General features: G+C 74.0%; 22 protein-coding genes. 9 read left to right on the top strand and 13 right to left on the bottom strand.

Annotation, left to right across the window (positions count from 1 at the left end):
* Nucleotides 1-10: 10 nt before the first annotated feature.
* Entirely contained in the window at nt 11-889 is an 879-nt protein-coding gene (locus STBA_RS04665; RefSeq protein ID WP_079251717.1) for an ABC transporter permease subunit, read from the bottom strand.
* 307 nt (nt 890-1196) lie between these two features.
* On the opposite strand from STBA_RS04665, the gene STBA_RS04670 reads away from it, so the two are divergent.
* On the top strand, nt 1197-2468 hold the full coding sequence (locus STBA_RS04670; protein WP_077058008.1) for an FAD-binding protein: 1272 nt from the start codon (nt 1197-1199) through the stop codon (nt 2466-2468).
* A gap of 117 nt (nt 2469-2585) precedes the next feature.
* Here the strand turns inward: STBA_RS04670 and STBA_RS04675 are convergent, their stop codons facing one another.
* On the bottom strand, nt 2586-4250 hold the full coding sequence (locus STBA_RS04675) for a cellulase family glycosylhydrolase (RefSeq protein WP_077058009.1): 1665 nt from the start codon (nt 4248-4250) through the stop codon (nt 2586-2588).
* Between the two features lie 165 nt (nt 4251-4415).
* Nucleotides 4416-5021: a hypothetical protein gene (locus STBA_RS04680; RefSeq protein ID WP_077058010.1), complete on the bottom strand. Its 606-nt coding sequence runs from the start codon at nt 5019-5021 to the stop codon at nt 4416-4418.
* Between the two features lie 75 nt (nt 5022-5096).
* Here STBA_RS04680 and STBA_RS04685 point away from each other — a divergent pair, with 75 nt between their 5' ends.
* Nucleotides 5097-5339 carry a DUF2630 family protein gene (locus STBA_RS04685; protein ID WP_077058011.1) on the top strand — a complete coding sequence of 81 codons (243 nt, stop codon included), beginning with the start codon at nt 5097-5099 and terminating at the stop codon, nt 5337-5339.
* A gap of 272 nt (nt 5340-5611) precedes the next feature.
* Here the strand turns inward: STBA_RS04685 and STBA_RS04690 are convergent, their stop codons facing one another.
* Nucleotides 5612-6082 carry a nuclear transport factor 2 family protein gene (locus tag STBA_RS04690; protein ID WP_077058012.1) on the bottom strand — a complete coding sequence of 157 codons (471 nt, stop codon included), beginning with the start codon at nt 6080-6082 and terminating at the stop codon, nt 5612-5614.
* 215 nt (nt 6083-6297) lie between these two features.
* On the opposite strand from STBA_RS04690, the gene STBA_RS04695 reads away from it, so the two are divergent.
* Together STBA_RS04695 and STBA_RS04700 are read left to right on the top strand one after the other, a co-directional pair.
* Entirely contained in the window at nt 6298-7122 is an 825-nt protein-coding gene (locus tag STBA_RS04695) for a TrmH family RNA methyltransferase (protein WP_077058013.1), read from the top strand.
* Between the two features lie 32 nt (nt 7123-7154).
* Nucleotides 7155-7538 (top strand): VOC family protein, encoded by a 384-nt coding sequence (locus STBA_RS04700; RefSeq protein ID WP_077058014.1) that lies wholly within the window; start codon nt 7155-7157, stop codon nt 7536-7538.
* A 95-nt stretch (nt 7539-7633) separates the two neighbouring features.
* Here STBA_RS04700 and STBA_RS04705 read toward each other — a convergent pair whose 3' ends face one another.
* The 3 genes from STBA_RS04705 to STBA_RS04715 all read right to left on the bottom strand — a co-directional run bounded on the left by STBA_RS04705 (nt 7634) and on the right by STBA_RS04715 (nt 10387).
* Nucleotides 7634-8188, bottom strand: coding sequence for a GNAT family N-acetyltransferase (locus STBA_RS04705; RefSeq protein WP_216355910.1), 555 nt, complete (start codon nt 8186-8188; stop codon nt 7634-7636).
* A gap of 55 nt (nt 8189-8243) precedes the next feature.
* On the bottom strand, nt 8244-9710 hold the full coding sequence (locus tag STBA_RS04710; protein WP_077058016.1) for an ornithine decarboxylase: 1467 nt from the start codon (nt 9708-9710) through the stop codon (nt 8244-8246).
* A 110-nt stretch (nt 9711-9820) separates the two neighbouring features.
* Nucleotides 9821-10387 carry a TetR/AcrR family transcriptional regulator gene (locus STBA_RS04715; RefSeq protein ID WP_077058017.1) on the bottom strand — a complete coding sequence of 189 codons (567 nt, stop codon included), beginning with the start codon at nt 10385-10387 and terminating at the stop codon, nt 9821-9823.
* Nucleotides 10388-10486: 99 nt separating this feature from the next.
* On the opposite strand from STBA_RS04715, the gene STBA_RS04720 reads away from it, so the two are divergent.
* Nucleotides 10487-11443, top strand: coding sequence for an NmrA family NAD(P)-binding protein (locus tag STBA_RS04720; protein ID WP_077058018.1), 957 nt, complete (start codon nt 10487-10489; stop codon nt 11441-11443).
* Between the two features lie 37 nt (nt 11444-11480).
* Nucleotides 11481-11804 carry a hypothetical protein gene (locus STBA_RS04725; RefSeq protein WP_077058019.1) on the top strand — a complete coding sequence of 108 codons (324 nt, stop codon included), beginning with the start codon at nt 11481-11483 and terminating at the stop codon, nt 11802-11804.
* 74 nt (nt 11805-11878) lie between these two features.
* Here the strand turns inward: STBA_RS04725 and STBA_RS04730 are convergent, their stop codons facing one another.
* The 4 genes from STBA_RS04730 to STBA_RS04745 all read right to left on the bottom strand — a co-directional run bounded on the left by STBA_RS04730 (nt 11879) and on the right by STBA_RS04745 (nt 15053).
* Nucleotides 11879-12445 carry a TetR family transcriptional regulator gene (locus STBA_RS04730; protein WP_077058020.1) on the bottom strand — a complete coding sequence of 189 codons (567 nt, stop codon included), beginning with the start codon at nt 12443-12445 and terminating at the stop codon, nt 11879-11881.
* A gap of 38 nt (nt 12446-12483) precedes the next feature.
* Nucleotides 12484-13257: an ROK family protein gene (locus tag STBA_RS36260; protein ID WP_077058021.1), complete on the bottom strand. Its 774-nt coding sequence runs from the start codon at nt 13255-13257 to the stop codon at nt 12484-12486.
* Nucleotides 13258-13367: 110 nt separating this feature from the next.
* Nucleotides 13368-14582 (bottom strand): acyl-CoA dehydrogenase family protein, encoded by a 1215-nt coding sequence (locus STBA_RS04740; protein WP_077058022.1) that lies wholly within the window; start codon nt 14580-14582, stop codon nt 13368-13370.
* A gap of 12 nt (nt 14583-14594) precedes the next feature.
* Nucleotides 14595-15053 carry an SCP2 sterol-binding domain-containing protein gene (locus STBA_RS04745; RefSeq protein ID WP_077058023.1) on the bottom strand — a complete coding sequence of 153 codons (459 nt, stop codon included), beginning with the start codon at nt 15051-15053 and terminating at the stop codon, nt 14595-14597.
* 71 nt (nt 15054-15124) lie between these two features.
* Here STBA_RS04745 and STBA_RS04750 point away from each other — a divergent pair, with 71 nt between their 5' ends.
* Entirely contained in the window at nt 15125-15775 is a 651-nt protein-coding gene (locus STBA_RS04750) for a TetR/AcrR family transcriptional regulator (protein ID WP_077058024.1), read from the top strand.
* Between the two features lie 12 nt (nt 15776-15787).
* Here STBA_RS04750 and STBA_RS04755 read toward each other — a convergent pair whose 3' ends face one another.
* Nucleotides 15788-16651 (bottom strand): MaoC/PaaZ C-terminal domain-containing protein, encoded by an 864-nt coding sequence (locus STBA_RS04755; protein ID WP_077058025.1) that lies wholly within the window; start codon nt 16649-16651, stop codon nt 15788-15790.
* Between the two features lie 5 nt (nt 16652-16656).
* Nucleotides 16657-17985 (bottom strand): 3-oxoacyl-ACP reductase, encoded by a 1329-nt coding sequence (locus tag STBA_RS04760; RefSeq protein WP_077058026.1) that lies wholly within the window; start codon nt 17983-17985, stop codon nt 16657-16659.
* A gap of 93 nt (nt 17986-18078) precedes the next feature.
* On the opposite strand from STBA_RS04760, the gene STBA_RS04765 reads away from it, so the two are divergent.
* Together STBA_RS04765 and STBA_RS04770 are read left to right on the top strand one after the other, a co-directional pair.
* Nucleotides 18079-19407, top strand: coding sequence for an acetyl-CoA C-acetyltransferase (locus STBA_RS04765; protein WP_077058027.1), 1329 nt, complete (start codon nt 18079-18081; stop codon nt 19405-19407).
* Between the two features lie 3 nt (nt 19408-19410).
* The gene (locus STBA_RS04770) at nt 19411-21333 is read left to right on the top strand and encodes an AMP-dependent synthetase/ligase (RefSeq protein ID WP_077058028.1); all 1923 of its coding nucleotides are present in this window, start codon (nt 19411-19413) and stop codon (nt 21331-21333) included.
* Nucleotides 21334-21571: the final 238 nt, after the last annotated feature.

Genomic DNA, 21571 nt, shown 5'->3' on the forward strand with positions numbered 1-21571 from the left:
GCGGGGGCGGTCATCCGGCCGTGCTCCGGTTCCGCAGGGACAGCGACTCCCCCACGCGCAGGACCTGGACCAGGACGATGCCGGTGACGGCGGCGACCAGGACGGCCGCGTAGAGGTTCTCCGGTGCGCTGGAGTAGTAGTACGAGCTGGTGAGGATGGCGCGGCCGATGCCGCCGCCGGTGCCGGCGGACAGCTCGCCGACGATGGCGCCGACGACGCTGGCGGTGGCGGCGAGCCGCAGCCCGGCGAAGAGGAAGGGCAGGGCCGCGGGGAACCGCAGCAGCAGCAGGGTGCGCACCCGGCCGGCGGCCAGCGCGTGCATGAGTTCGCGGTGCACCGGCTGCGGGGAGTTGAGCCCGCGCAGCACGCTGACGGTCACCGGGAAGAACGCCAGGTAGGCGGAGAGCACGGTGACGGCGACCCAGCTGGGCATGCCGGCCTTGCCGCCCCAGATGACGACCATCGGGGCGACGGCGACCAGCGGCACGGTCTGGGAGGCGATCAGCCAGGGCATCACGCCGCGGGAGGCGAAGCGGGACTCGCGCAGGCCGACGGCGAGCAGGAGCCCGGCGGCCGAGCCGATGGCCAGGCCGAGCAGCGCCTCGCGGAAGGTGATGGTGGCCTCGTTGAACAGGTAGACGGCCAGCGAGGTGTCGGTGCCGCGTCTGGCCGGCTCGGTCAGCGCGCCGATGATGTCCGCGATGTGCGGCATGGCCTGGTCGTCGGCGGCGATGGGCAGGTCGAGGCCGGTGCCGGGTATCCGGCCGCCGGTGGCGTCGCCGAGCGCCTTGTAGCCCTCCCAGAGCGCGGCCAGCGCGAGGAGCACCAGCGCCGTCCACAGGAAGGCGCGCGCCGTGCGCAGTGCCGCCGCTCCGATTCCCGATCCCATGTCTCACCTCCCGGACAACGTCCAGCCACGCAGGCTGGTTTACTGAGTGAACCGATGGACCGCCAAGAGGACCGGCGGGGTTTCACTCTCCGCCCACGGCGGGCGGGGGTCAATGACGGTGACGAAAAATCTTGTTACGGCCTGGTGTCCCGACCGGACCGCCCCGCCGACGCCCGGCGGGCCACCCCCGACGTCGGCCACCCACCCCCAGGGAAACATTCGCGGATGCGATTCTTCGGCGACGGGCCGAGGCCGGGGCCGTGGACGGCGCTGTTCGCGGCCCGCCGTTCCGTATTACCGTCGGCGCATGCTGACAACGGGCGCGCCTGCGCACAACTGGGCAGGGAACATCACCTACGGGGCGGCACGGGTGCACCGCCCGGCCTCACTCGACGAGCTGCGGCGCATCGTTTCCGCGGCCTCGCAGGTGCGGACACTCGGCACCGGCCACTCGTTCAACCTCATCGCGGACACCCCGGGCGACCTGGTCCGCGCGGACGGGCTGCCGCGCCGCGCCGAGATCGACAGGGAGCGCGGGACGGTGACCGTCAGTGCCGGGCTCCGGTACGCGGAAGTGGCGGAGGAGCTGCACGCTGAAGGATTCGCGCTGGCGAATCTGGCCTCCCTCCCGCACATCACGGTGGCCGGCTCCGTCGCGACCGGCACGCACGGCTCAGGGGACGGGCGGCAGGGCCTGGCCTCGGCCGTCGCAGGACTCGAACTGGTCGGCCCCGAGGGCGACTTGGTAACGCTGAGTAGGAACGCCGACCCGGACCGCTTCCCCGGCGCCGTGGTCTCGCTCGGCGCACTCGGCGTGGTGACCGCCCTGACCCTCGACATCGAGCCGGCCTTCGAGGTGGCGCAGTGGGTCCACGTCGACGTGCCGCTCGACGCGCTGGCCGACCGCTTCGACGAGATCACCGGCGCCGCCTACAGCGTCAGCACGTTCACCGACTGGCACAGCGGCCGGGGCACCGTGTGGCTGAAGCGGCGCACCGACCGGCAAGGCGGCGGCGACGAGGCCGCGGACTGGCTGGGCGGCCGTCCCGCCACGGCGCCCTGGCACCCGATCCCGGGCATGCCGGCGGAGTTCTGCACCCGGCAGCTGGGCGAGCCGGGGCCGTGGCACGAACGGCTGCCGCACTTCCGTCCCGAGTTCACCCCGAGCCGCGGCGAGGAGCTCCAGTCGGAGCTGTTCCTGCCGCGCGCCGCGGCGCCCGCCGCGTTCGCCGCGCTTCGCGGCCTCGGCGCGGAGCTGGCGCCGGTGCTCCAGGTCTCGGAGGTCCGCACCGTGGCGCGGGACGAGCTGTGGCTGAGCCCGGCGCAGGGCCGCGACACGGTGGCCGTCCACTTCACCTGGCTCAAGGACACCGAGGCCGTCCTGCCGGTGGTGGCCGCGGTGGAGGAGCGCCTGCTGCCGCTCGGCGCACGGCCGCACTGGGGCAAGGTCACGGCCGCGGCGCCCGCGGACGTCGCGGCCCGCTTCCCGCGGCTGCCCGACTTCCGCCGCCTGGTCCTCGACCACGACCCCGCGGGCCGGTTCCGCAACGACTTCGTTGCGCGGCTCCTCGGGGTGTAACTCGGGGTGTGAGGGGCCGCAAGGGGCCGGGGAATCGTGCACGCGGCGGAGACCGGCCACGCCCGCGGCAAGCGCGTCATCCGCGTGGCCGGCTCCACCGGGTGAAGGGCCCGGCCGTCAGGCCGTGCCGCACACCCCGCCGCTGAGCGTGAACTCCGTCGGTGCGGCGTTCCCGGCCCCCTTCTCCGCGGTGAACCCGAGCGCCACGGAGCCGCCGGCCGGGATCGACGCCGTGTACGGGGCGGGCGTGACGGTCACCGAGCCGCCGCTCTGCGTGGCGGTGCCGCCCCACATGTTGGTGATCCGCTGCCCGTCGGCGAACGCGAAGGCCAGCGTCCAGTCGCTGATCGCCGCGGTGCCGGTGTTGCCGATGACGATGTCGCCCTGGAAGCCGTTGGACCACTCCCCCACCACCTGGTAGCGGACCGAGCAGTCCGAGGGCGTCCCGCCGCCCGTCCCGGTGGTCACGCCCACGGTCGCGGAACGGTCCGACCGGTTGCCCGCCGCGTCCCTGGCGTACACGGCGAAGGTGTAGTCGGTGCCGGGGCTCAGCCCGCTCACCGCCGCCGCGTTGGCCGCGGTGCTCGCCACGGCGGTCTCCCCGCCACCGCTCACGCGCACCACGTCGTAGCCGGTGACGCCGACGTTGTCGGTGGCCGCGGGCCACGACAGCCGGACCGAGGTCGCCGTGACCTCCGAGGCCACCGGCCGGCCCGGGGCCGTCGGCGCCTCGTCGTCGTCCCCGCCCTGGCCGCCGTAGACCGCCGCCTCGCGCGAGGTCTGCGCGATGCCGTTGGCGCCGTTGAAGATCCGCTGCCCCCAGGAGGTCAGCCGCGACGGGTCGAAGGCGGTGACCATGTCGAGGTACTCCACGCCCCCGCCGTTGCCGCTCCAGGACCAGCCGAGGTAGCCGAGCCCGAGGGACTGCGCGGTGGCCAGGATCGTGTCCTCGTCGGGGTTGCCGTCCGAGTGGTTGTGCCCGAACTCGCCGACCAGGATGGGCAGTCCCGCGCTCACGAACGCGTTGAGGTAGTCCCTGATCTCGGCCGCCGTGTCGTACACGCCGTACATGTGGACCGAGAAGATGACGTTGCGGTCGGGGTCGGCGTCGAAGACCGACCTGGCGTTGGCACGCATCGTTCCGGACCAGTCCTGGCCCCAGTTCGGGGCGTCCACCATGATCGTGTGGTCGAACCCGGCGTTCCTGAGCTTCAGGACCGCGGCCCTGGTGTCCGCGGTCCAGCCGGCCGTATTGCTGTTCCCGTACGGCTCGTTCCCGATGTTGAGGATGACGTACTGCTCCTGGCCGGCGAGTGCGCTTTGAATCCCGATCCAGTAGTCCGCCGCCTGGTCCAGGCTCGCGGCCGCGCCCTCTTCGCCGTAGCCGGTCGTGTCGTGGACCTCCAGCACGCAGATGAGGCGGTTCTGCTTGCAGAGGCCGATGATGCGGGAGACGTCGGAGGCGTCGTTGCGGGTCCACCGGTGGCCGCTGCTCAGCACCACGCGGACCGTGTTGGCGCCGAGTGCCTTGATGTGCGCCAGTGAATCCGTCTCGCCGGTGAACCAGGTGTGGGCGTGGTTCACGCCGCGCATCACGAAGTCGTTGCCGTTCGCCTCAAGCAGCCGGCCGGCGTCGATCCTGAATCCGGTCGCGGCCGGGGCTACCTGATCCGCCTGCGCGGACTGCCCGAAGCCGAGCAGCGCCGCGAGCATGCTCAGCAACGCGGCAAGGGCGACACCGGCGCGGGGTCTGAGTCCGCCGTGCGGACGGGTTTCTCTCATGGCGGCTCCATGGGTCGGGAGGAGAGGTGGGCTCTGGGCGATGGGAGCGCTCCCAAAGGCGTTCTCATCAATGCACCGTGCCGTGAACTCGTCAATAGATGCGGCCCCGTCAAGGGGTCCCGTCCCCCCGCCACCGGGCGGGCGCCGCGGGCGTCCGCGGCGGCGTCAGGGCGCTTCGACGACGCGCACGTGCCCGGGGGCGAAGGCGGTGACCGCGGCCTGGAGCCGCGAGCGGTCGAGGCGCCAGCCGTGGACGGCGCGGCTGAGCGCGACCACGTCGGCCGGGACGTTCGGGACGTTCGGGAGGCTGGGGAGGTCCGGAATGCGCGGGGCCCGGGGCGCCGGGCCGCGGATGCCGCGCACGCGGAGGGCGGGGCCCGCCGGGCCCGGCGCCTCCGCGTCGGCTCTGACGCGGAGGCCGATGTACCGCACGGTGGCCCCCGCGGGCAGCCGGCGCGTCCAGAGCACGATGGCCTCGATGTCCGGCCATGGCACATGCGTCGGGTGAATGCGGCCGAAGCGCAGCGGGCCGCCCCCCAGCGTGACCCCCTCGGGGTCGACGCGCAGCGCGGGACCGCGCGAGCCCGCCATGCCGGCGAATACGACGAAGACGACCGCCCCGACCGCGCCGATCACCAGGGCCAGCCACAGCACGAGCCCGCCGAGGCAGGCGAACGCCACGACGGCCAACCCGCACAGCGCGAGCCCGGACGAGGCCGCGTGCCAACCGAAACGTGCCAGGTAGATGTCGCGTTCGGATAAGGATTCCACGGGGCACATCATGGCATCGGGGCCCCGGGGGCCCTTCGAATGGCACCCACCGCAAACCGGGACTAGCCTGACTCAATGGACGACAAGGACATCCTTGCCCGTGTCGGTGAGCTCGTGGCCGAGGAGCGCGCTCTGCGGGAGCGTGCCGTCGGCCACGGGCTCCAGGAGGCCGAGGAAGTACGGCTCGGCGACGTCGAGGTGGGTCTCGACCAGTGCTGGGACCTGTTGCGCCAGCGCCGCGCCCGCAGCGAGTTCGGGGACGACCCGGACGCGGCGGCCCTGCGGCCGGCCCCCGAGGTGGAGGGCTACGAGAGCTGAGCCACCGCACGCCAGGACCGGCCGGGCGCATCGTCGAGGCACGGACCCCCCCGGTGACCTGCTGCTCTGCTGCTCTGCTGCTCTGCTGCTCTGCTGACGGAGGGCACACCGTGCCGTTCCGCAAAGCGAGGGCGGCGGTCACGGCCCGACCCGCATGCGGGGGGCCGGGCGTTCGTCCGCCGTGCAGGGACCGAGGGGCCCCCGCACGTGCCCCGGTCGGCGCGGCGACCGTGCGATCCCGGAGCGGGGCGTGAATGCGCGGAGGGCCACGTCTACTCGAAGGCGTGCAGGGTGTCCTCGCCGCTGGTCCACCAGACGCCGAGCCTCTGGCGGACCAGGAGCCAGCCGTCCGGGCCCCGGCGGAATTCCCAGTCGTAGGGGCCGCCCATGGCGTAGGGGGAGGACGTCCGCCCGGGTGCGGTGACGGCGACGAACCACATGTAGCCGATGCCGGTTGCCCGGTCGCCCTCCACGTCGAAGTCCATGTTGAGGATGTGATGCTGCATGCTCGGGTAGGGCGATTCCGCCGCTTTCACCTTGGCCAGGACCGCCTCCTTTCCGTGAGTCTTCTCCCACGGCCCGAACTCCAGCACCGCGTCCTCGGCCCAACACCCGATCCAGGCCCGCCAGTCCTTGCGGTCCAGCGCCCGCCACCCGCGGATCATCAGGGTACGCAGAGCCTCCTTGTCCTCCAGGGCCCGGAGTCTGCCGACCAGGCTGTCATCGGCGGCTGCGTATGACATGTCAGTTCCTTCCATGAACGGGTCCTCCCCGGCCGAGTCTGGTCGCGCCGGTGACCGACGGCCAGGACGCGTGCCGCCTGGGTGCCCCGCACCCGGGCAAGGCCCGCGGCCCCTCGGCCGCTGCTGAGGTAGCCTGCTGACCGTCGCGGAGGGTGATCTCCGCGGGGCCGGCCGGCTCGGGAGCCGGCCGGGCAGGTGAGTCGGGGAGAGTACGGGTGGCGCTTCAGCGGATCTCGGCGCGCAATGCCCGGTTCCAGCAGTGGCAGGCGCAGTTGACCAACCGCACCAAGCGGCAGCGCGCCGGGGAGTTCCTGATCCAGGGGGTGCGGCCGATCTCGCAGGCGGCCGAGCGCGGCTGGCCGATCCGGACGCTGATCTTCGACGCGGGACGGCCGCTGACCCGCTGGGCGGCGGCGCTGCTGCAAGAGGTCCCGGCCGAGAAGGTCGCCATGGCCCCCGAGCTGCTCGCCGAGTTGGGCGGCAAGGACGAGGGCGTGCCCGAGCTGGTCGCGGTGGCCGGGATGCCGCCCGACGACCTGGCCCGCATCCCGGTCGGCCCCGCCTTCCTCGGCGTGGCCTTCGACCGCCCGACCAGTCCGGGCAACATCGGAACGATCGTCCGTTCCGCCGACTCCTTCGGCGCGGACGGGCTGGTGGTGACGGGGCACGCCGCCGACGTGTACGACCCCAAGTCGGTGCGGGCGAGCACCGGTTCGCTGTTCGCGCTGCCGGTGGTGCGCGCCCCGGGCCACCGGGAGGTCGAGACCTGGCTCGCTCGGGCGCGGGCCGCCGGACGGCCGGTGACGGTGGTCGGCACGGACGAGCGGGGCGAGGCGGACATCGCGCACTTCGACCTGACCGGCCCGGTGCTGCTCGCGGTGGGCAACGAGACCGCGGGCCTGAGCGCCGGCTGGCGCGAGCTGTGCGACGCGCTGGTGCGGATTCCGATGACGGGAACGGCGAGTTCGCTGAACGCGGCGAACGCGGCGAGCATCGTGCTGTACGAGGCCGCCAGGCAGCGGGCCGCGAAAACCGGGTGACGCGGGCGTCCGAGGCCGTACAGCATCGGCGCATGGCAAGGATTCACGACATCGTCGTCGACTGTGCGCACCCGGCCTCCCTGGCACGGTTCTGGGCCGCCGCCCTGGAGGACTACGCGGTGGCGCCGTACGACGAGGCCGAGTTGGCCCGCCTGCGGCGGCTCGGCTTCGCCGGTCCGGAGGAGGACCCGACGGTGCTGGTGGAACCCGCGCACGGCGGTCCGCGGCTGTTCTTCCAGCTGGTCCCGGAGCCGAAGGCGGGAAAGAACCGGTTGCACCTGGACCTGTCCGCGCCGGACGCCGAGACGGAGATCACCCGGCTGACCGGGCTCGGCGCACGCGTGACGGAACGCCACCCGGAGTGGACGGTCATGATCGACCCCGAGGGCAACGAATTCTGCCTGGCCGAACGCTGACTGCCGGGTACCGGCAGCTCAGAGCATGCGGAAGTCCCGCCCACACATGATGGAACAACGCACGGGCAGGGCGGCGCGAGGGCTTCCGAAGCCCGTCATGAGCAGCGGTGTCGCGGCGGCTTGCGCGGGCCGCCGTCTTCGTGCGGCCTCAGGGTGTAGAGGGCGAAATCGTCGTCGGCGTGGCGGATGTCGCGGGTGTGGTGGAAACCGAGGCGTTCCATCACGGCGCGGGAGCGGGCATTGCGGGTCTCGGTGAAGGAGACCAGTTCGGTCGCCCCGAGTTCTCCGAAGGCGCAGGCCACGCCCTCGCGGCCGATTTCGCTCGCGTAGCCGCGGCCCCACAGGGCCTCGCGGACCGCCCAGCCGATCTCCAGGCGGCGGGCGCCGTCGACCTCGGCCAAGGAGAGGCCGCCGCGCCCGATCAGCTCGCCGGTGCCGCGTTCGTAGGCCAGCCATTTGTGGATGCCCTCGGTGCGCCAGGCCCGTCCCATGGCTGCCGCGGCGGCGCGCGCGTCCTCGGTCGACCAGGCACCGTACCAGCGGGCGATGCCGGGGTCCCGGTGCAGGCGGTACAGGTCGTTCTCCCGCTCAGGGCCGATGGGTTCGAGGCGGAGGCGCGCGGTGCGGCGGGTGCGGTGGGTGCCGGTCACGGGGGGCATCGTGGCCCCGCGCGGGGAGGCGTGTCGAACGGTTATGCCGCCGGGGTCAGTCCTCGGCGACCACGCGGATGCCGCGCACCGTGGCGTCGGCCGCGTCGGGCACGACCATGCCGGCCTCGACGCCGGTGCGCAGGTAGCGCAGCACGTCGTCGGTGAGCCGTTCGCCGGGCAGCGCGGCGGGGATGCCCGGCGGGTAGGGCGTGAGCATTTCGGCCGTGACACGCCCCGCGGCCTTGTCGGACGGCACCTGCTCGGCCCGGCCGAAGAAGGCGTCCCGCGGCAGCATCACCTGGTCGAGGCGCAGGTGCGCCGGGTCGGGAACGTCGACGCGGGGTGCGGGGCGCAGGGTGCCGGCGTGGGCCGCGAGGTCGCGGAGGGCGGCCAGCAGCGCGGCGGCGCTCGCCTCGTCGTCGGCGTGCGTCAGCTGGACGCTGGCGCGGCGGTGGTCGGAGACGTGCAGGTTGATGCGGTGATGCTCGCGCAGCCAGTCCGCGGCGCGGTAGCCGCTGGTCCCGAGTCCGCCGACGTCGATGATGACCTGGAGCGGGTCGAGGTCGGCGGCCCGCCCAGGGGCGCAGAAGTCCGCCCGCCCGTGGACGTGGAGGCCGTCGATGTCCTCGATCCGCCGCCTGACGCGCGCGGCGCGGTCCAGCGCGTCGTCGTACAGCGCGCGGCCGTGCTGGACCATCTGGCGCCGCCAGCCGTCCAGCGCCGCGTAGAGGAGGACGGAGGGGCTGGTGGTGCCGAGCAGGTCCGCCCTGGCCTTGAGGATGGCCGGGGCGATGAGGTCGCCGCCGAGGTGGAAGACGGAGCCCTGTTCGAGGCCGGAGCCCATCTTGTGGACGGAGGTCACGCACACGTCGGCCCCGGCGTCCATGGCCCAGGTCGGGAGGCCGGGGTGGAAGGGCAGGTGTGCACCCCACGCCTCGTCGACGATCAGCGGGCGGCCCCTGGCGTGGCAGACGGCGGCCACGGCGGCGAGGTCGGTGCAGGTGCCGTAGGGCGTGGGCGAGGTCACGAGGGCGCCGCGCGCGTCCGGGTGCGCGGCGAACGCGGCCTCGAACGCCTCGGGGGCGGGCGGGTGCGCGAGGTGCAGATCCGGGTCCCACTGCGGGTCCACCCAGATCGGCCGGACGCCGGAGAGGATGAGCCCCGAGACGACCGATTTGTGGGCGTCCCTGCCGATCACCAGCTTCTCGTGCGGGCCCGCGACGGACAGCATGGCCGCTTTGACGGACAGCGAGCTGCCGCAGGTGGAGAAGAAGGTGTGCTCGGCGCTCACCGCGTCCGCCATCAGCCGCTGCGCCTCGTCGAGGACGCCGTGCGAGGAGGTTCTGTCGTCGAGCCCGGCGATGGCGAGCACGTCGGAACGGAAGACCGCGTCGCCGAGCACCGCGCGGACCCGGGGGTCGGCGCCGCGGCCCTGCTTGTGCCCGGGCGGCGTGAAGGGGAGCTGGCCGCCGTCGTGGTAGGCGGCCAGGGCCTCGAGTACGGGTGCGCGTGCGTGGTCCATACGGGCCTCCTTGCCGCCAGGGTGACGGCAAAACGGCCCCCGGCCGCCGGTCCCGGTCCCCGGTCGCCCTGCGCGCGGCGGTCGGTGTCCCGTGACAGCGGAGTTCGGTTTCAGCGCTGCGGGCTCACGCCCGCCACGGTCAGCCGGAACAGCCGGTCCGCCCGGGCGGCGGGGTCGGGGTGGTGCTCCGTGCCCAGGGCGATGCCGACGATCAGCGTGATCAGGTCCGTGACGGTGACGTCCGCGGCCACCGCACCGTCCTGCGCGGCGCGGCGCAGCAGCGGGCCCGCGGCCGCTTCGAGCGCCGCCGAGCAGCTGTTCTCGTGGATCGGCTCCGACTCGGCGCCGTCGTAGGCCAGCGCGGCGGCCAGCCCCCGGGCGGAGACGCAGTAGGCGACGACGTCGTTCAGCCAGTCCAGCAGCGCCTGCCGGCTGTCGCCCGCGCCGGTCAGGTGGTGGGCGCGGACACACAGGGCCTCGATCCGTTTCCGGGAGACCGCCTCCAGCAGTGCGCGGCGGGTGGGGAAGTGCCTGCGCACGGTCGCCGAGCCGACGCCCACGGTGCGGGCGATCTGTTCCAGCGAAGCGCCGGGGCCGTGGGCGGCGACCTCTTCCTCGGCCACGGCGAGAATCCGCGCGTAGTTGCGCCGGGCGTCGGCGCGCTGGCGTTCGGGCATGGCCGTCACCTCCGGGTTCGCCAAGTGGCGGGGTCCGCCGTATCGTATCGGAAACATAAACGGCGGGCCCCGCCGTTTACGAGTTTCCAGAGGAGCATCATGTCCGCAGATTCCGCGCCCGTCCTGGTCACCGGCGCCACCGGCAGGCAGGGCGGCTCGGTCGCCCGCGCCCTGCTCGCGGCGGGCGTTCCCGTCCGCGCCCTGGTACGCGACCCGGCCACCGACCGGGCCGGGGCCGTCGAGGCGCTGGGCGCCGAACTGGTCACCGGCGACCTTCACGACCGCGATTCCGTGGTCCGGGCCGCCGGGGGCGCCCGCGCCGTCTTCTCCGTGCAGATGCCCGCCATGACGGCGGAAGGCTTCGATTTCGAGGGTGAGGTGACCCAGGGCATCAACCTCGTCGAGGGCGCGAAGGCGGCCGGAGTGCCGCAGTTCGTGCACACGTCCGTGACCGGCGCCGGCCAGCACACCGGAACTTCCGGCTGGGCCGAGGGGCGCTGGACCGTGGAGCCCTCCTTCAACGCCAAGAGCGCGATCCAGGACCGGGTCCGCGCGGCCGGCTTCCCCCGCTGGACGCTGCTCAAGCCGGGCTTCTTCATGGAGAACTTCCTCCCGTCCATGGCGTTCCTCTTCCCGCGCGGCATCGAGGGCGGCCTGGTGAGCATCCTGAACCCCGGGACCCGGCTGTCCCTGGTCGCGACACGGGACATCGGCGGGGCCGCCGCCGCGGCCATCGCCGCGCCGGAACGGTTCCACGGGGTCGAGCTGGAGCTGGCCGGGGATCACCTGTCGATGACGGAGATCGCCGAGGTCCTCTCCCGCGCCCTGGGCACGCACCTGTCCGCGCCGGACATGACCGAGGAGGAGGCCCTGGCCGCCGGGATGCCGCCGATGGGTACCGCCCACGCGTGGCTGAACGTGGCCGGCCAGCCGGCCCGCCCCCGGTACGCGAGGGACCTCGGCATCCCGCTCACCACCTTCGACGCATGGGCGCGGGAACACCTGCCGGAACACGTGCGGGCCCACACACCCGCGAACCGCCCCACCGCCTCCTGACCCGCGCACTCATACCGAAGCCCCTAATATCGAACGCGTGAGCGAACTACCGTCCGACCTGCCCCGCCTGCACGCTCTCGCCACCTGGCTGGAGCGCCAGCTCAGCGCGGTCCGGGAGGCCATCGACGAGGCCGAGGAGCGGGCGGGGCCGCGCTGGTGGGTGCAGTGGATGCGCACCGCGGCGGGCGAGCCGCGGCGCGGTGTGCTCCACCGCGCGGGCTGCTGGTGCCCCGGTGCGCCGGATCTGCACCTGGCCGACGCGCGGCGCGTGGTGGCCGAGCACGGCAGCCGGATCGAGACCTGCCTGGTGTGCCGGGCGGACGTGCGCCCCACCGCACCGCGGTCCGGCGGGGAGCCCTGACCCCGGCCGCCCCACACCGCACTCGGAGGCAAGCCACCCATCAGCCGCGTAAACAACCCTCCGGGTCAATGCACCTAGGCCTCCAGGCTTCTGGCGATGGCGCGCAGGCCGATCGCCAGTTCGCGGCTGCCGGGCGTCCGTTCCGGATCGACGAGCATCTGCTGCGTCAGCCCGGCGACGAGGGCCATGTGCACCGAGCCGACCGCGCGTGCGGTCTCCTCGTCGTCCGCCATCTCCTCGCCGTGCAGCTGGGCGGCGAGCCGCGGTCGCGCGCGTTCCATGGCGTCGGCGATCTGCTGCCGGATCTCCGGGGCACGCTCCGCCTGGGCGAACGCCTCGGTGGTCGCCACCAGCAGCGGACGCTCGTCCTTCATGGAGGCGATGATCCGCGACCACAGCGCCTCGATGCGGTCGGAGTCCTCACCCGGCCCGGCCGCGGCGGGCATGGCGCGCTCGCCCCACTCGAAGACGGCCTCCAGCAGCGCGGCGTTGAGCAGCGCCTCCTTGGACCCGTAGTGGTAATTGATCGCGCCGAGCGGCGCGTTGGCCGCCGCCGCAAGGTCCCGCGAGGTGGTCCTCGCGTAACCCCGCTCCTCCAGGCAGCGCTTCGCCCCGGCCATCAGCCGTTCCCGGTGTCCCATCCCCCCAGCCTAGATGAACGCCCGTTCCGGACAGGCGTTCAGCCGGTCCGCCCCTCCCCGACCAGGCGGTCGAGCAGACCGACGTACGCGGCGGACTTGGCCGCCGCGGGCGCCGCCGAGCCCTCCACCGGGTACGCGCCTCCGAGGCGGCTCCGCAGGGCCGCGACGAGATCCGGGTGGGTACGCCGCACCAGCCCGCCCGCGAGGACGACGACCGTGCCCCCCGGCAGTCCTGCGCGGCCGATCGCGGTGGCGAGCAGGTCCACCACACGCCGCTTGTCCGCCGCGTCGAGGCGGCGCGGCAGGTACTGGCCGCCGATGCGGGCGTTGAGGCACCCCGGGGCGCGGCAGCCGTCGCAGACGGCCTCGCCGAAGCCGGTCTGGTGGCTGAGCCGGACGTCGACGACCTCGCCGCCGGTGATCAGCGAGCCGCCGAGGCCCGTACCGATCCCCGCGTAGAGCAGGCTGCCGGGCCGTTCCGCCCGCAGCAGCCATTCGCCGAGCGCGGCGGCGTCGGCGTCGTTCATCGACACGTCGGGACGGTGCGGGTAGCCGAGTTCGCGCCACGCCTCGACGTCGTCCCAGCCCAGTTGCGTGGCCCCCTGCACGCGCCCGTCGATCACGAGACCGGGCGCGGCCAGGCCGAAAGGACCGGTGTCCGCGGCCGGCCGGGGACCTTCGGCAAACTCCACCGTTCCGCCCGCGAACACGCTGCTCTGCACGGACGACCCACCGACTTCGACGGCGTGCACGGGCGGCCCCGGCGCGTCGCGCGCGGCCAGGGCGCGGGCGAGGTGTGGCGGCAGCGTCATTCTCACCGTTCCCACTCACCGTTCCCGTCGGTCGCGGGCCCCGGCGGCCCGCACGCCTCGCCGCCGCCGGGCCGGTGGCGGCGGCGAGGCGCGGGCGCCCCCGCCCGGTCTCACCGGATCTGACGGCCGGAGATGGCCCGGGCGATCACCAGGCGCTGGATCTCGCTCGTGCCCTCGAAGATGGTGTATATCTTCGCATCGCGGTACATGCGCTCCACCGGGTGCTCCCTGCTGTAACCGGCGCCGCCGAGGATCTGGACGGCCTTCTCCGTTGCCGTGACGGCGAGTTCGCCCGCGCGGAGCTTGGCCATCGAGCCTTCGCCCGCGGTGAACTCCCGTTCGCCGCGCGCCATCCACGCCGCGCGCCAGATCAGCAGGCGGACGGCGTCGATCTCGGTGCGCAGGTCGGCGAGCGCGAAGGCGATGGCCTGGTTCTCGACGATGGGGCGGCCGAAGGCGACGCGTTCGCCCGCGTACTCGAGCGCGTACTCGTAGGCGGCGCGTGCGATGCCCAGGGCCTGGGCGCCGACGGTGGGGCGGGACACCTCGAAGGTGGCCATGGCGGCCTGGCCCTTGGCCCGGCCGCCCTCGCGGGCCCTGGCCAGCCGCCGTTCCAGGCGCTCCCGGCCGCCGAGCAGGCAGCGCCCCGGCACGCGCACGTCGTCGAGGAAGACGTCGGCGGTGTGCGAGGCGCGCAGGCCGAGCTTCTTGATCTTGCGGTTGCCTTCGAGGCCAGGGGTGCCGGGCGGTACGACGAACGCGGCCTGGCCGCGCGACCCGAGTCCCGGCTCGACGGAGGCGACGACGACGTGCACGTCGGCGATGCCGCCGTTGGTGATCCACGCCTTCTGCCCGCCGAGCACCCACTCGTCCTTGGCCTCGTCGTAACGGGCGCGGGTGCGCATGGCGGAGACGTCGGAGCCGGCCTCGGGCTCGGAGACGCAGAACGCGGCCACCTTCGGCTGCCGCGCGTCGCCGAAGCACTGCGGCACCCACTCCGCGAGCTGGTCGGGGGTACCCGCGGCGAAGATGCCGGCGACGGCGAGCGAGGTGCCGAACAGCGCCATGCCGATGCCCGCGTCGCCCCAGAACAGCTCCTCGTTGGCGAGTTGCAGGGTGAGCCCGGAGGGGTCGCCGAACATCTCGGCCAGCGACTCGAAGCCGTACAGGCCGATCTTGGCGGCCTCCTGGATGACGGGCCAGGGGGTCTCCTCGCGTTCGTCCCACTCCGCCGCCGCGGGGCGGACCACGTCGGCGGCGAAGCCGTGCACCCAGTCGCGGACGTCGCGCTGGTCCTCGGTGAGGTCGAGGGAGAATCCGCTCATCGAGAGGATCACTCAGCCCTTCGGGATGTCGAACAGGCGGGTGAGGCCGGAGGCGAGCCCGACGTCGCCTGCGACCTTCAGCTTGCGGGTCATGAACATCGTCACCGGACTCCCGTTGCCGGAGACCAGTTTGAGGAACTCCACGTCGCCCATGGTCAGCGTCGCGCGCGGCGCGGTGTCCGAACGGCCCGCGCGGACGGTGCAGGTGCCGTCGGCTATCTCCGTCTCGTACACGACCACCGGCTCGCCGGTGATCTCCCAGCGGATGACGGCGTTCAGCGATCCGGCGCTCTCGGGGCGGAACTGGCGCCCCATGCGGCCGAACACCTCGGCCAGGACGCGGGTGCGCAGCTCTCCCCGCATCAGCCCGGCCAGCTCCTTGGCGGGGAGCTTCCTGACCAGGGCGGCGAACTCCTCGGGGGTGACGCTGCCGAAATCGAGACCGGCCAGGTCGGGCGTGGGTTCTGCCATCGGGACTTCCTTACCCTGAAGTAAACTTACTATAGAGTAAGATTAGGTGCGGCGTAGGTAGGCTGGCAAGGGTGACCGACAAACGGAGACGGCGGCTGCCCCGGAGCGTGCGCGAGCAGGAGATCATCGACGCGGCGCTCGGCGTCTTCTCCAAACGCGGCTACCGCGCCGCCGTGGTGGACGAGATCGCCGACCTCGCCGGGATCTCCAAGCCGATGGTGTACCTGTATCTCGGCTCCAAGGAGGGCCTGTTCATCGCGTGCGTCCGCCGCGAGTCGCAGCGCCTCGCAGCGGCGTTCCGGGAGGCGGCGCAGGCCGGTGACTCCCCCGAGCAGCGGCTGTGGGCGGGGCTCGGCGCGTTCTTCGCCTTCGTGGCCGAGCACCGCGACAGCTGGGTGGTGCTGCACCGGCAGGCCCCGGAGCAGGGCGAGGCCATCGCGCAGGAGATCGCGGACGCCCGCCGTTCGGTGATGGCGGAGGTCAACGGGCTGGTGCGGGACGGCATCACCAAGGGCGGCGAGGCGGACCGGCTCGGCGAACAGGAGGCCGACTTCGTCGCCCACGCCCTGGTGGGCGCGGCGGATTCGCTGACCGACTGGATGGAGCGCCACCCCGGCGAGCCGCCGGAGCGGGTCACGGTCCGCCTGATGAACGTGATGTGGGTGGGCATGCGCAATGTGCTGGCCGGCGAGGTGTGGGCGCCGCCGCAGCCCGACGCCTGACCGCGAGCGGGCTCAGGACGCCTCGACGCGGCCCTGCAAGTACGGGCGTTCGGCCGGGCCGCCGGCGGCGGGGCGCAGCGCGAAGCCGAGCGCCGGGCCCGACTCCCACAGCAGGAACGTCACCTCCGCGGGCAGTGCGAGTGGCCTGTGGAACGCCGTCTCGGCGGTGTACGCGCCGGGGAACGCGTCCGGCCGCGCCCGCCGGGCCGCCGCGAGGCAGCGCGCCGCCATCCACATGCCGTGCGCGATGGCGCGCCGGTAGCCGAACGGACGGGCCGTCAGCGGGTGGAGGTGGATCGGGTTCCGGTCCCCTGACACCGCCGCGTAGCGGCGGCCGGTGTCCGCGGGCACCGTCCACCGTTCGGTCCGCGGCTCCGCGCCACGCGCGGCGTGCTCCGGGGCCGCGTCCCCGGGCCCGGCTCCGTCCACGGGCCCGGCTCCGTCCACGGGGTGGCGGCGCAGATAGGTGGCGGCGGAACGCCACACCGGGGCGTCCGCCATGTCCACGGCCTCGGTCACCACGTCGAAGGCGGTGCCCCTGGGGTGCGGCTCGGGCCGCCCCGTCGCCACGCGGTAGGTGAGCGGCTCCCGCGGGGCGAGGGGCCGCAACTGCTCGATGCGGTTGGCGATGTGCACGAGGCCCGGCAGCCGGAACGGGAAGTCCCGCCGCGACATCAGCGACATGGCCAGGGGGAACGCCAGTACCTGCGGGTAGGTGACGGGCAGCGGGTCGGTGCCCTCGAAGCCGCAGACCTGCGCGTAGCGGGCCAGGCGGCCGGGGTCCGCGGCGGCGCCCCGCCGTTCGAGCCGCCGTTCCGGCAGGGGACCGCTGCCACGCCGGGGCAGCAGCAGGGCGCGCGCGTAGGAGGCGAGCATGCGCCTCACGCCCCCATCAGGGCCTGGCCGCACACCCGCAGCACCTGGCCGGTGACGGCGCCCGTGCCGGGCGAGGCGAAGTAGGCGACGGCCTCGGCGACATCGACGGGCAGACCGCCCTGCCCCAGGCTGTTCAGGCGGCGGCCCGCCTGCCGGACGAGCGGCGGCACCGCGGCGGTCATGCGCGTCTCGATGAAGCCGGGCGCGACGGCGTTCACGGTGATGCCGCGGGCGGCGACGGCCGGGGCGAAGGCGCGGACGAGCCCGGTCACCCCGGCCTTGCTCGCGGCGTAGTTGGTCTGTCCGGCGTTGCCCGCGAGCCCGCTGATGGAGGAGGTGGCGACGATCCGGCCGCCGTCGCGCACCGCCGGGAGCAGCCCCTCGGTCAGCCGCTCGACGGCCGCGAGGTTGACGTCGAGGACCGTGTGCCAGCGGTCGGCGTCCATGCGGCCGAGCGTCTTGTCGCGGGTGATCCCCGCGTTGTGCACCAGGACGTCGAGGCCGCCGCCGTGCTCCTCGCCGAGGTGGGCGGCGATGCGCGGGACGGCGTCGTCCGCGGTCACGTCGAGGGCGAGCGCGGTGCCGCCGAGGCGGTCGGCGAGCGCGTGCAGTGCGTCCCGCTGCCCCGGCACGTCCAGGCACAGCACCCGGGCGCCGTCGCGGTGCAGCGTCTCGGCGACGGCCGCGCCGATGCCGCGGGCGGCGCCGGTGACGAGCGCGGTGCGGCCGGCCAGCGGGCGGTTCCAGTCGGCGGGGACCTCGGCGGGGCCTTCCGCGGCCAGGCGCAGGGGCTGCCCCGAGACGTAGGCGGAGCGTGCGGAGAGCACGAAGCGGACGGTGGACTCCATCGCCTCCTCCGCGCCCGGCGCGATCAGCAGCAGGTGCGCGGTCGCGCCGTGCCGCAGCTCCTTGCCGAGGGAGCGGACGAACCCTTCCAGGGCCTGCTGGGCTGCGGCCGCGCCCGGGGTGGCGGCCGACTCGGGCGGGGTGCCGAGGACGAGCACCCGGCCGTTCGGCAGGAGACTGCGGATGCGGGGATGGAAGAAGGCGTGCACGGCGGCGAGTTGGCCGATGGCCGTGATGCCGGTGGCGTCGAGGAGGAGCGCGCCCGGCCGGCCGGGGTGCTCCTGCACCGTGGCACCGCAGCGGTCGAGGACGGCTTGCAACGGCTTGACGGCGCGCGGGTCCGCGGCGTGGCCGAGGACGACGGGGCCGCGGGCGACGGGCTGTCCGGGCCGGTACCGCCCGAGCCGGGCCGGGCGGGGCAGGCCGAGGCGTGCGGCCACGCGGCCACCGACGCGGCTGGTGGCGAAGGAGAGATACCTGTCGGCCATTGATTTCCTCCTTACTCAGGGGTAAGTCTACTGGGAAGTTAAGTGAGTCGGCCGGCCACCCACAAGCCGGCACCGTCAGAAAGCGAGACCGCCATGACAGCGGCCGGGCGCCCGGTGGCCATCGTCGGTGGCAACCGCATCCCCTTCGCCCGCTCCGACGGGCCGTACGCCACCGCATCGAACCAGGACATGCTCGCCGCGGCACTGGACGGGCTCGTCGAGCGGTACGGGCTCCACGGGGCCCTGCTGGGCGAGTTGGTCGCGGGCGCGGTGCTCAAGCACAGCAGGGACTTCAATCTCGCGCGGGAAACCGTGCTCGGCAGCGCCCTGGACCGCCGCACCCCCGCCTACGACGTGCAGCAGGCGTGCGGCACCGGACTTGAGGCCGTCATCCTCGTCGCCAACAAGATCGCCCTCGGGCAGATCGACTGCGGCATCGCGGGCGGCGTGGACACCGCGAGCGACGTGCCGCTCGCGCTGAACGACACGCTGCGCCGCACCCTGCTGCGGGCCAGGAGGGAACGTTCCCTCCCCCGCCGCCTGCGGGCGCTGGCCGCGTTGCGCCCGCGGCACCTCGTGCCGGAGATCCCGCGCGACGCCGAGCCGCGCACCGGGCTCTCCATGGGCGAGCACGCGGCGCGCACCGCGGCCGAGTGGGGCATCTCCCGCGCGGCGCAGGACCGGTTCGCCGCCGCGGGGCACCGCAAACTGGCCGCGGCCTGGGAACGCGGCTTCTTCGACGACCTGGTGACCCCGTTCCGCGGCCTGGCCCGCGACCAGGTCCTGCGCCCCGACAGCAGCGAGGAACAACTGGCGGGACTACGCCCGGTGTTCGGCACCGACCGCGAGGACGCCACCATGACGGCCGGCAATTCGACCCCGCTGACCGACGGCGCCGCGACCGTGCTGCTGGCCAGCGAGGAGTGGGCGGCGGCGCGCGGGCTCCCGGTGCGGGCGCGCCTCACGCACGCCCGCACCGCCGCGGTGGACTTCACCGGAGGGCCTGACGGGCTGCTGACCGCCCCCGTGCACGCCGTGCCGCGGCTGCTCGCCGACGCGGGCCTCGCGCCGGGCGACCTCGACCTGTACGAGATCCACGAGGCGTTCGCCTCCCAGGTGCTCGCGACGCTCGCCGCCTGGGAGGACCCCGGCTTCTGCGCCCGCCGCCTCGGGCTCGCCGCACCACTCGGGCCGCTGGACCCGGGCCGGCTCAACGTCGCCGGTTCCTCGCTCGCCACCGGCCATCCGTTCGCCGCCACCGGCGGCCGCATCGTCGCCACCCTCGCCAAACTGCTGCACGAGCGCGCCGCCGAGCGCGGCTGCGGGCCCGGCGGCGGGGAGCCCGTGCGCGGGCTGGTGTCGGTCTGTGCCGCGGGCGGGCTCGGCGTGACCGCCATTCTCGAAAGCCGGCAAGGGAGCTGACGCATGGGAGCACAGCGGGATCTGAAACGCGCGCGCCGCCGCCGCGGCCCCGGCCACGGTGCGCCGCCCGAACTGGTCCGCGAGAACGGCACGGTGCGCGAGGTGCGCGTGCCGCCGCTGGTCGATCCGCCGGTGTCGGGCAGCACCGCCGACATCCCGTTCACCAACGCCGCCGAGGCGCCGGGCGCCGTCGTCATCCGGCGCCGCACCGGCGGCCGGTGGACGCCGGTCACCGCGGCGGAGTTCGCCCACGCGGTGCGGGCCACCGCCAAGGGCCTCATCGCCGCCGGCCTCGCGCCGGGCGGGCGGGTCGCGCTGATGGCCCGCACCTCCTACGAATGGACGGTGCTCGACTTCGCCGTCTGGGCGGCGGGCGGCCAGAGCGTTCCGGTGTACGCCACGTCGTCGGCCGCGCAGATCGGGTGGATTCTGCGCGACTCGGGCGCCGCCTTCGCCGTCGTGGAGACCGCGGAGCACGCCGCGGCCACGCGCGCGGCGGCCGAGGAGCCCGGCGCGGGGCCGCGGCCCCGGCTGTGGGTCATCGACGAGGGCGCGCTCGACGAACTGGCCGCCCTCGGCCGGGACGTGCCCGACACGGAGGTGACCGCGCGCCGCGCCGCCCTCGGCCCCGGCAGCACCGCCACCCTCGTGTACACCTCCGGCACGACGGGCCGCCCGCGGGGCTGCGTCATCACCCACGGCAACCTGCACGCCGAGGCGGCAAACCTGGTCCAGATGCTGAAACCGGTCTTCGAGGAGGTCACCGGACTGAAGCCGGCCACCCTGGTGTTCCTGCCGCTGGCCCACGTCCTCGGCCGCACCATCCAGATCGCGTGCCTGTCCGCGCGCATCGAGATCGGGCACTGCCCCAGCGTCAAACCCGACGAGCTGCGGCCCGAACTGGCCTCCTTCCGGCCCACGTTCCTCGTCGGCGTGCCCTACCTCTTCGAGAAGATCCACGACACCGGGCGGGCCACGGCGGAACGGCTCGGCCGCGGCGCCTCCTTCGCGCGCGCCGACCGCATCGGCGTGGCCTACGGCGAGGCGGCGCTCGCCGCCTACCGGGGCACGGGGCCGGGACCGGGCGCCGGGCTGCGGCTGGCGAAGGGCCTGTACGACCTGCTGGTCTACCGCAGGGTCCGCAAGGCGCTCGGCGGCCGCGTCCGCTACGCCATCAGCGGCGGTTCGCGCCTCGACCGGCGGCTGAGCCTCTTCTTCTTCGGCTGCGGCATCGTCGTGTACGAGGGCTACGGCCTCACCGAGACCACCTCGGCCGCCACCCTCGTCCCGCCGCTGGCGCCGCGGCCGGGCACTGTCGGCCTGCCCGTGCCCGGCACCGCGGTGCGCATCGCCGACGACGGCGAAGTCCTGATCCGCGGCGGCGTCGTCGCGGGCACCTACTGGAACGACCCGGCCGCGACGGCCGCGGCCCGCGACGGCGAGTGGTTCGCGACCGGGGACCTCGGCGGTCTCGACGAGGACGGTTACCTGACCATCACCGGGCGGAAGAAGGACATCCTGGTCACCAGCGGCGGCAAGAACGTCTCCCCCGCCGTGCTGGAGGACCGGCTGCGCAGCCGTCCGCCGGTGGGGCAGTGCATGGTGGTCGGCGACGCGCGGCCGTTCGTCGCCGCCCTCGTCACCCTCGAACGCGACGCGCTGGACCACTGGCTGGCCGTGCGCAAACGCCCGCGGGACACCCCGGTTTCCGAGCTGTGCGCCGACCCGGAGCTGCGGGCCGACGTGCAGCGCGCCGTGGACTACGCCAACGAGGCCGTCTCACGCGCCGAGTCGATCCGCGCGTTCACCATCGTGCCGGGCGAGTTCACCGAGGAGAACGGGCTGCTCACCCCCTCCCTGAAGGTGAAGCGCGCGGCCGTGGCCGACGCCTACGCGCGGGAGGTCGCCCGGCTGTACGGAGACTGAGCGCGGGGTGACTGTCAGTGGCGGGGGCTACGGTCGCAGCATGAACTCACTCAGGGTAACCAACTTGTCCTCCTGGCCACCGGTCGACGCGTCCTGGGCCAGGATCGACGCCTGGCTGGCGCGGCACGCGCCGGCAAGCGCGGCTCTGCTGCGCCCGCCCGCGCAGCAGGCGGACATCGAGGCGGCCGAGCGGCGGCTCGGCCTGGCATTCACGCCGCGGAGGACCGCGCCGCGTGGT

Origin of the sequence: Streptomyces sp. MP131-18 (genome assembly GCF_001984575.1) — a bacterium.
Taxonomy (GTDB): domain Bacteria; phylum Actinomycetota; class Actinomycetes; order Streptomycetales; family Streptomycetaceae; genus Streptomyces; species Streptomyces johnsoniae.

What these genes read in the sequence shown, in the direction of transcription:
- STBA_RS04710 (WP_077058016.1), bottom strand. Translation starts at nt 9,710, where the DNA reads ATGGACCACGCACGCGCACCCGTACTCGAGGCCCTGGCCGCCTACCAC.
- STBA_RS04715 (WP_077058017.1), bottom strand. Translation starts at nt 10,387, where the DNA reads ATGCCCGAACGCCAGCGCGCCGACGCCCGGCGCAACTACGCGCGGATT.
- STBA_RS04740 (WP_077058022.1), bottom strand. Translation starts at nt 14,582, where the DNA reads ATGAGCGGATTCTCCCTCGACCTCACCGAGGACCAGCGCGACGTCCGC.
- STBA_RS04760 (WP_077058026.1), bottom strand. Translation starts at nt 17,985, where the DNA reads ATGGCCGACAGGTATCTCTCCTTCGCCACCAGCCGCGTCGGTGGCCGC.
- STBA_RS04675 (WP_077058009.1), bottom strand. Translation starts at nt 4,250, where the DNA reads ATGAGAGAAACCCGTCCGCACGGCGGACTCAGACCCCGCGCCGGTGTC.
- STBA_RS04665 (WP_079251717.1), bottom strand. Translation starts at nt 889, where the DNA reads ATGGGATCGGGAATCGGAGCGGCGGCACTGCGCACGGCGCGCGCCTTC.
- STBA_RS04670 (WP_077058008.1), top strand. Translation starts at nt 1,197, where the DNA reads ATGCTGACAACGGGCGCGCCTGCGCACAACTGGGCAGGGAACATCACC.
- STBA_RS04685 (WP_077058011.1), top strand. Translation starts at nt 5,097, where the DNA reads ATGGACGACAAGGACATCCTTGCCCGTGTCGGTGAGCTCGTGGCCGAG.
- STBA_RS36260 (WP_077058021.1), bottom strand. Translation starts at nt 13,257, where the DNA reads ATGACGCTGCCGCCACACCTCGCCCGCGCCCTGGCCGCGCGCGACGCG.
- STBA_RS04755 (WP_077058025.1), bottom strand. Translation starts at nt 16,651, where the DNA reads ATGCTCGCCTCCTACGCGCGCGCCCTGCTGCTGCCCCGGCGTGGCAGC.
- STBA_RS04765 (WP_077058027.1), top strand. Translation starts at nt 18,079, where the DNA reads ATGACAGCGGCCGGGCGCCCGGTGGCCATCGTCGGTGGCAACCGCATC.
- STBA_RS04730 (WP_077058020.1), bottom strand. Translation starts at nt 12,445, where the DNA reads ATGGGACACCGGGAACGGCTGATGGCCGGGGCGAAGCGCTGCCTGGAG.
- STBA_RS04690 (WP_077058012.1), bottom strand. Translation starts at nt 6,082, where the DNA reads ATGTCATACGCAGCCGCCGATGACAGCCTGGTCGGCAGACTCCGGGCC.
- STBA_RS04700 (WP_077058014.1), top strand. Translation starts at nt 7,155, where the DNA reads ATGGCAAGGATTCACGACATCGTCGTCGACTGTGCGCACCCGGCCTCC.
- STBA_RS04770 (WP_077058028.1), top strand. Translation starts at nt 19,411, where the DNA reads ATGGGAGCACAGCGGGATCTGAAACGCGCGCGCCGCCGCCGCGGCCCC.
- STBA_RS04745 (WP_077058023.1), bottom strand. Translation starts at nt 15,053, where the DNA reads ATGGCAGAACCCACGCCCGACCTGGCCGGTCTCGATTTCGGCAGCGTC.
- STBA_RS04720 (WP_077058018.1), top strand. Translation starts at nt 10,487, where the DNA reads ATGTCCGCAGATTCCGCGCCCGTCCTGGTCACCGGCGCCACCGGCAGG.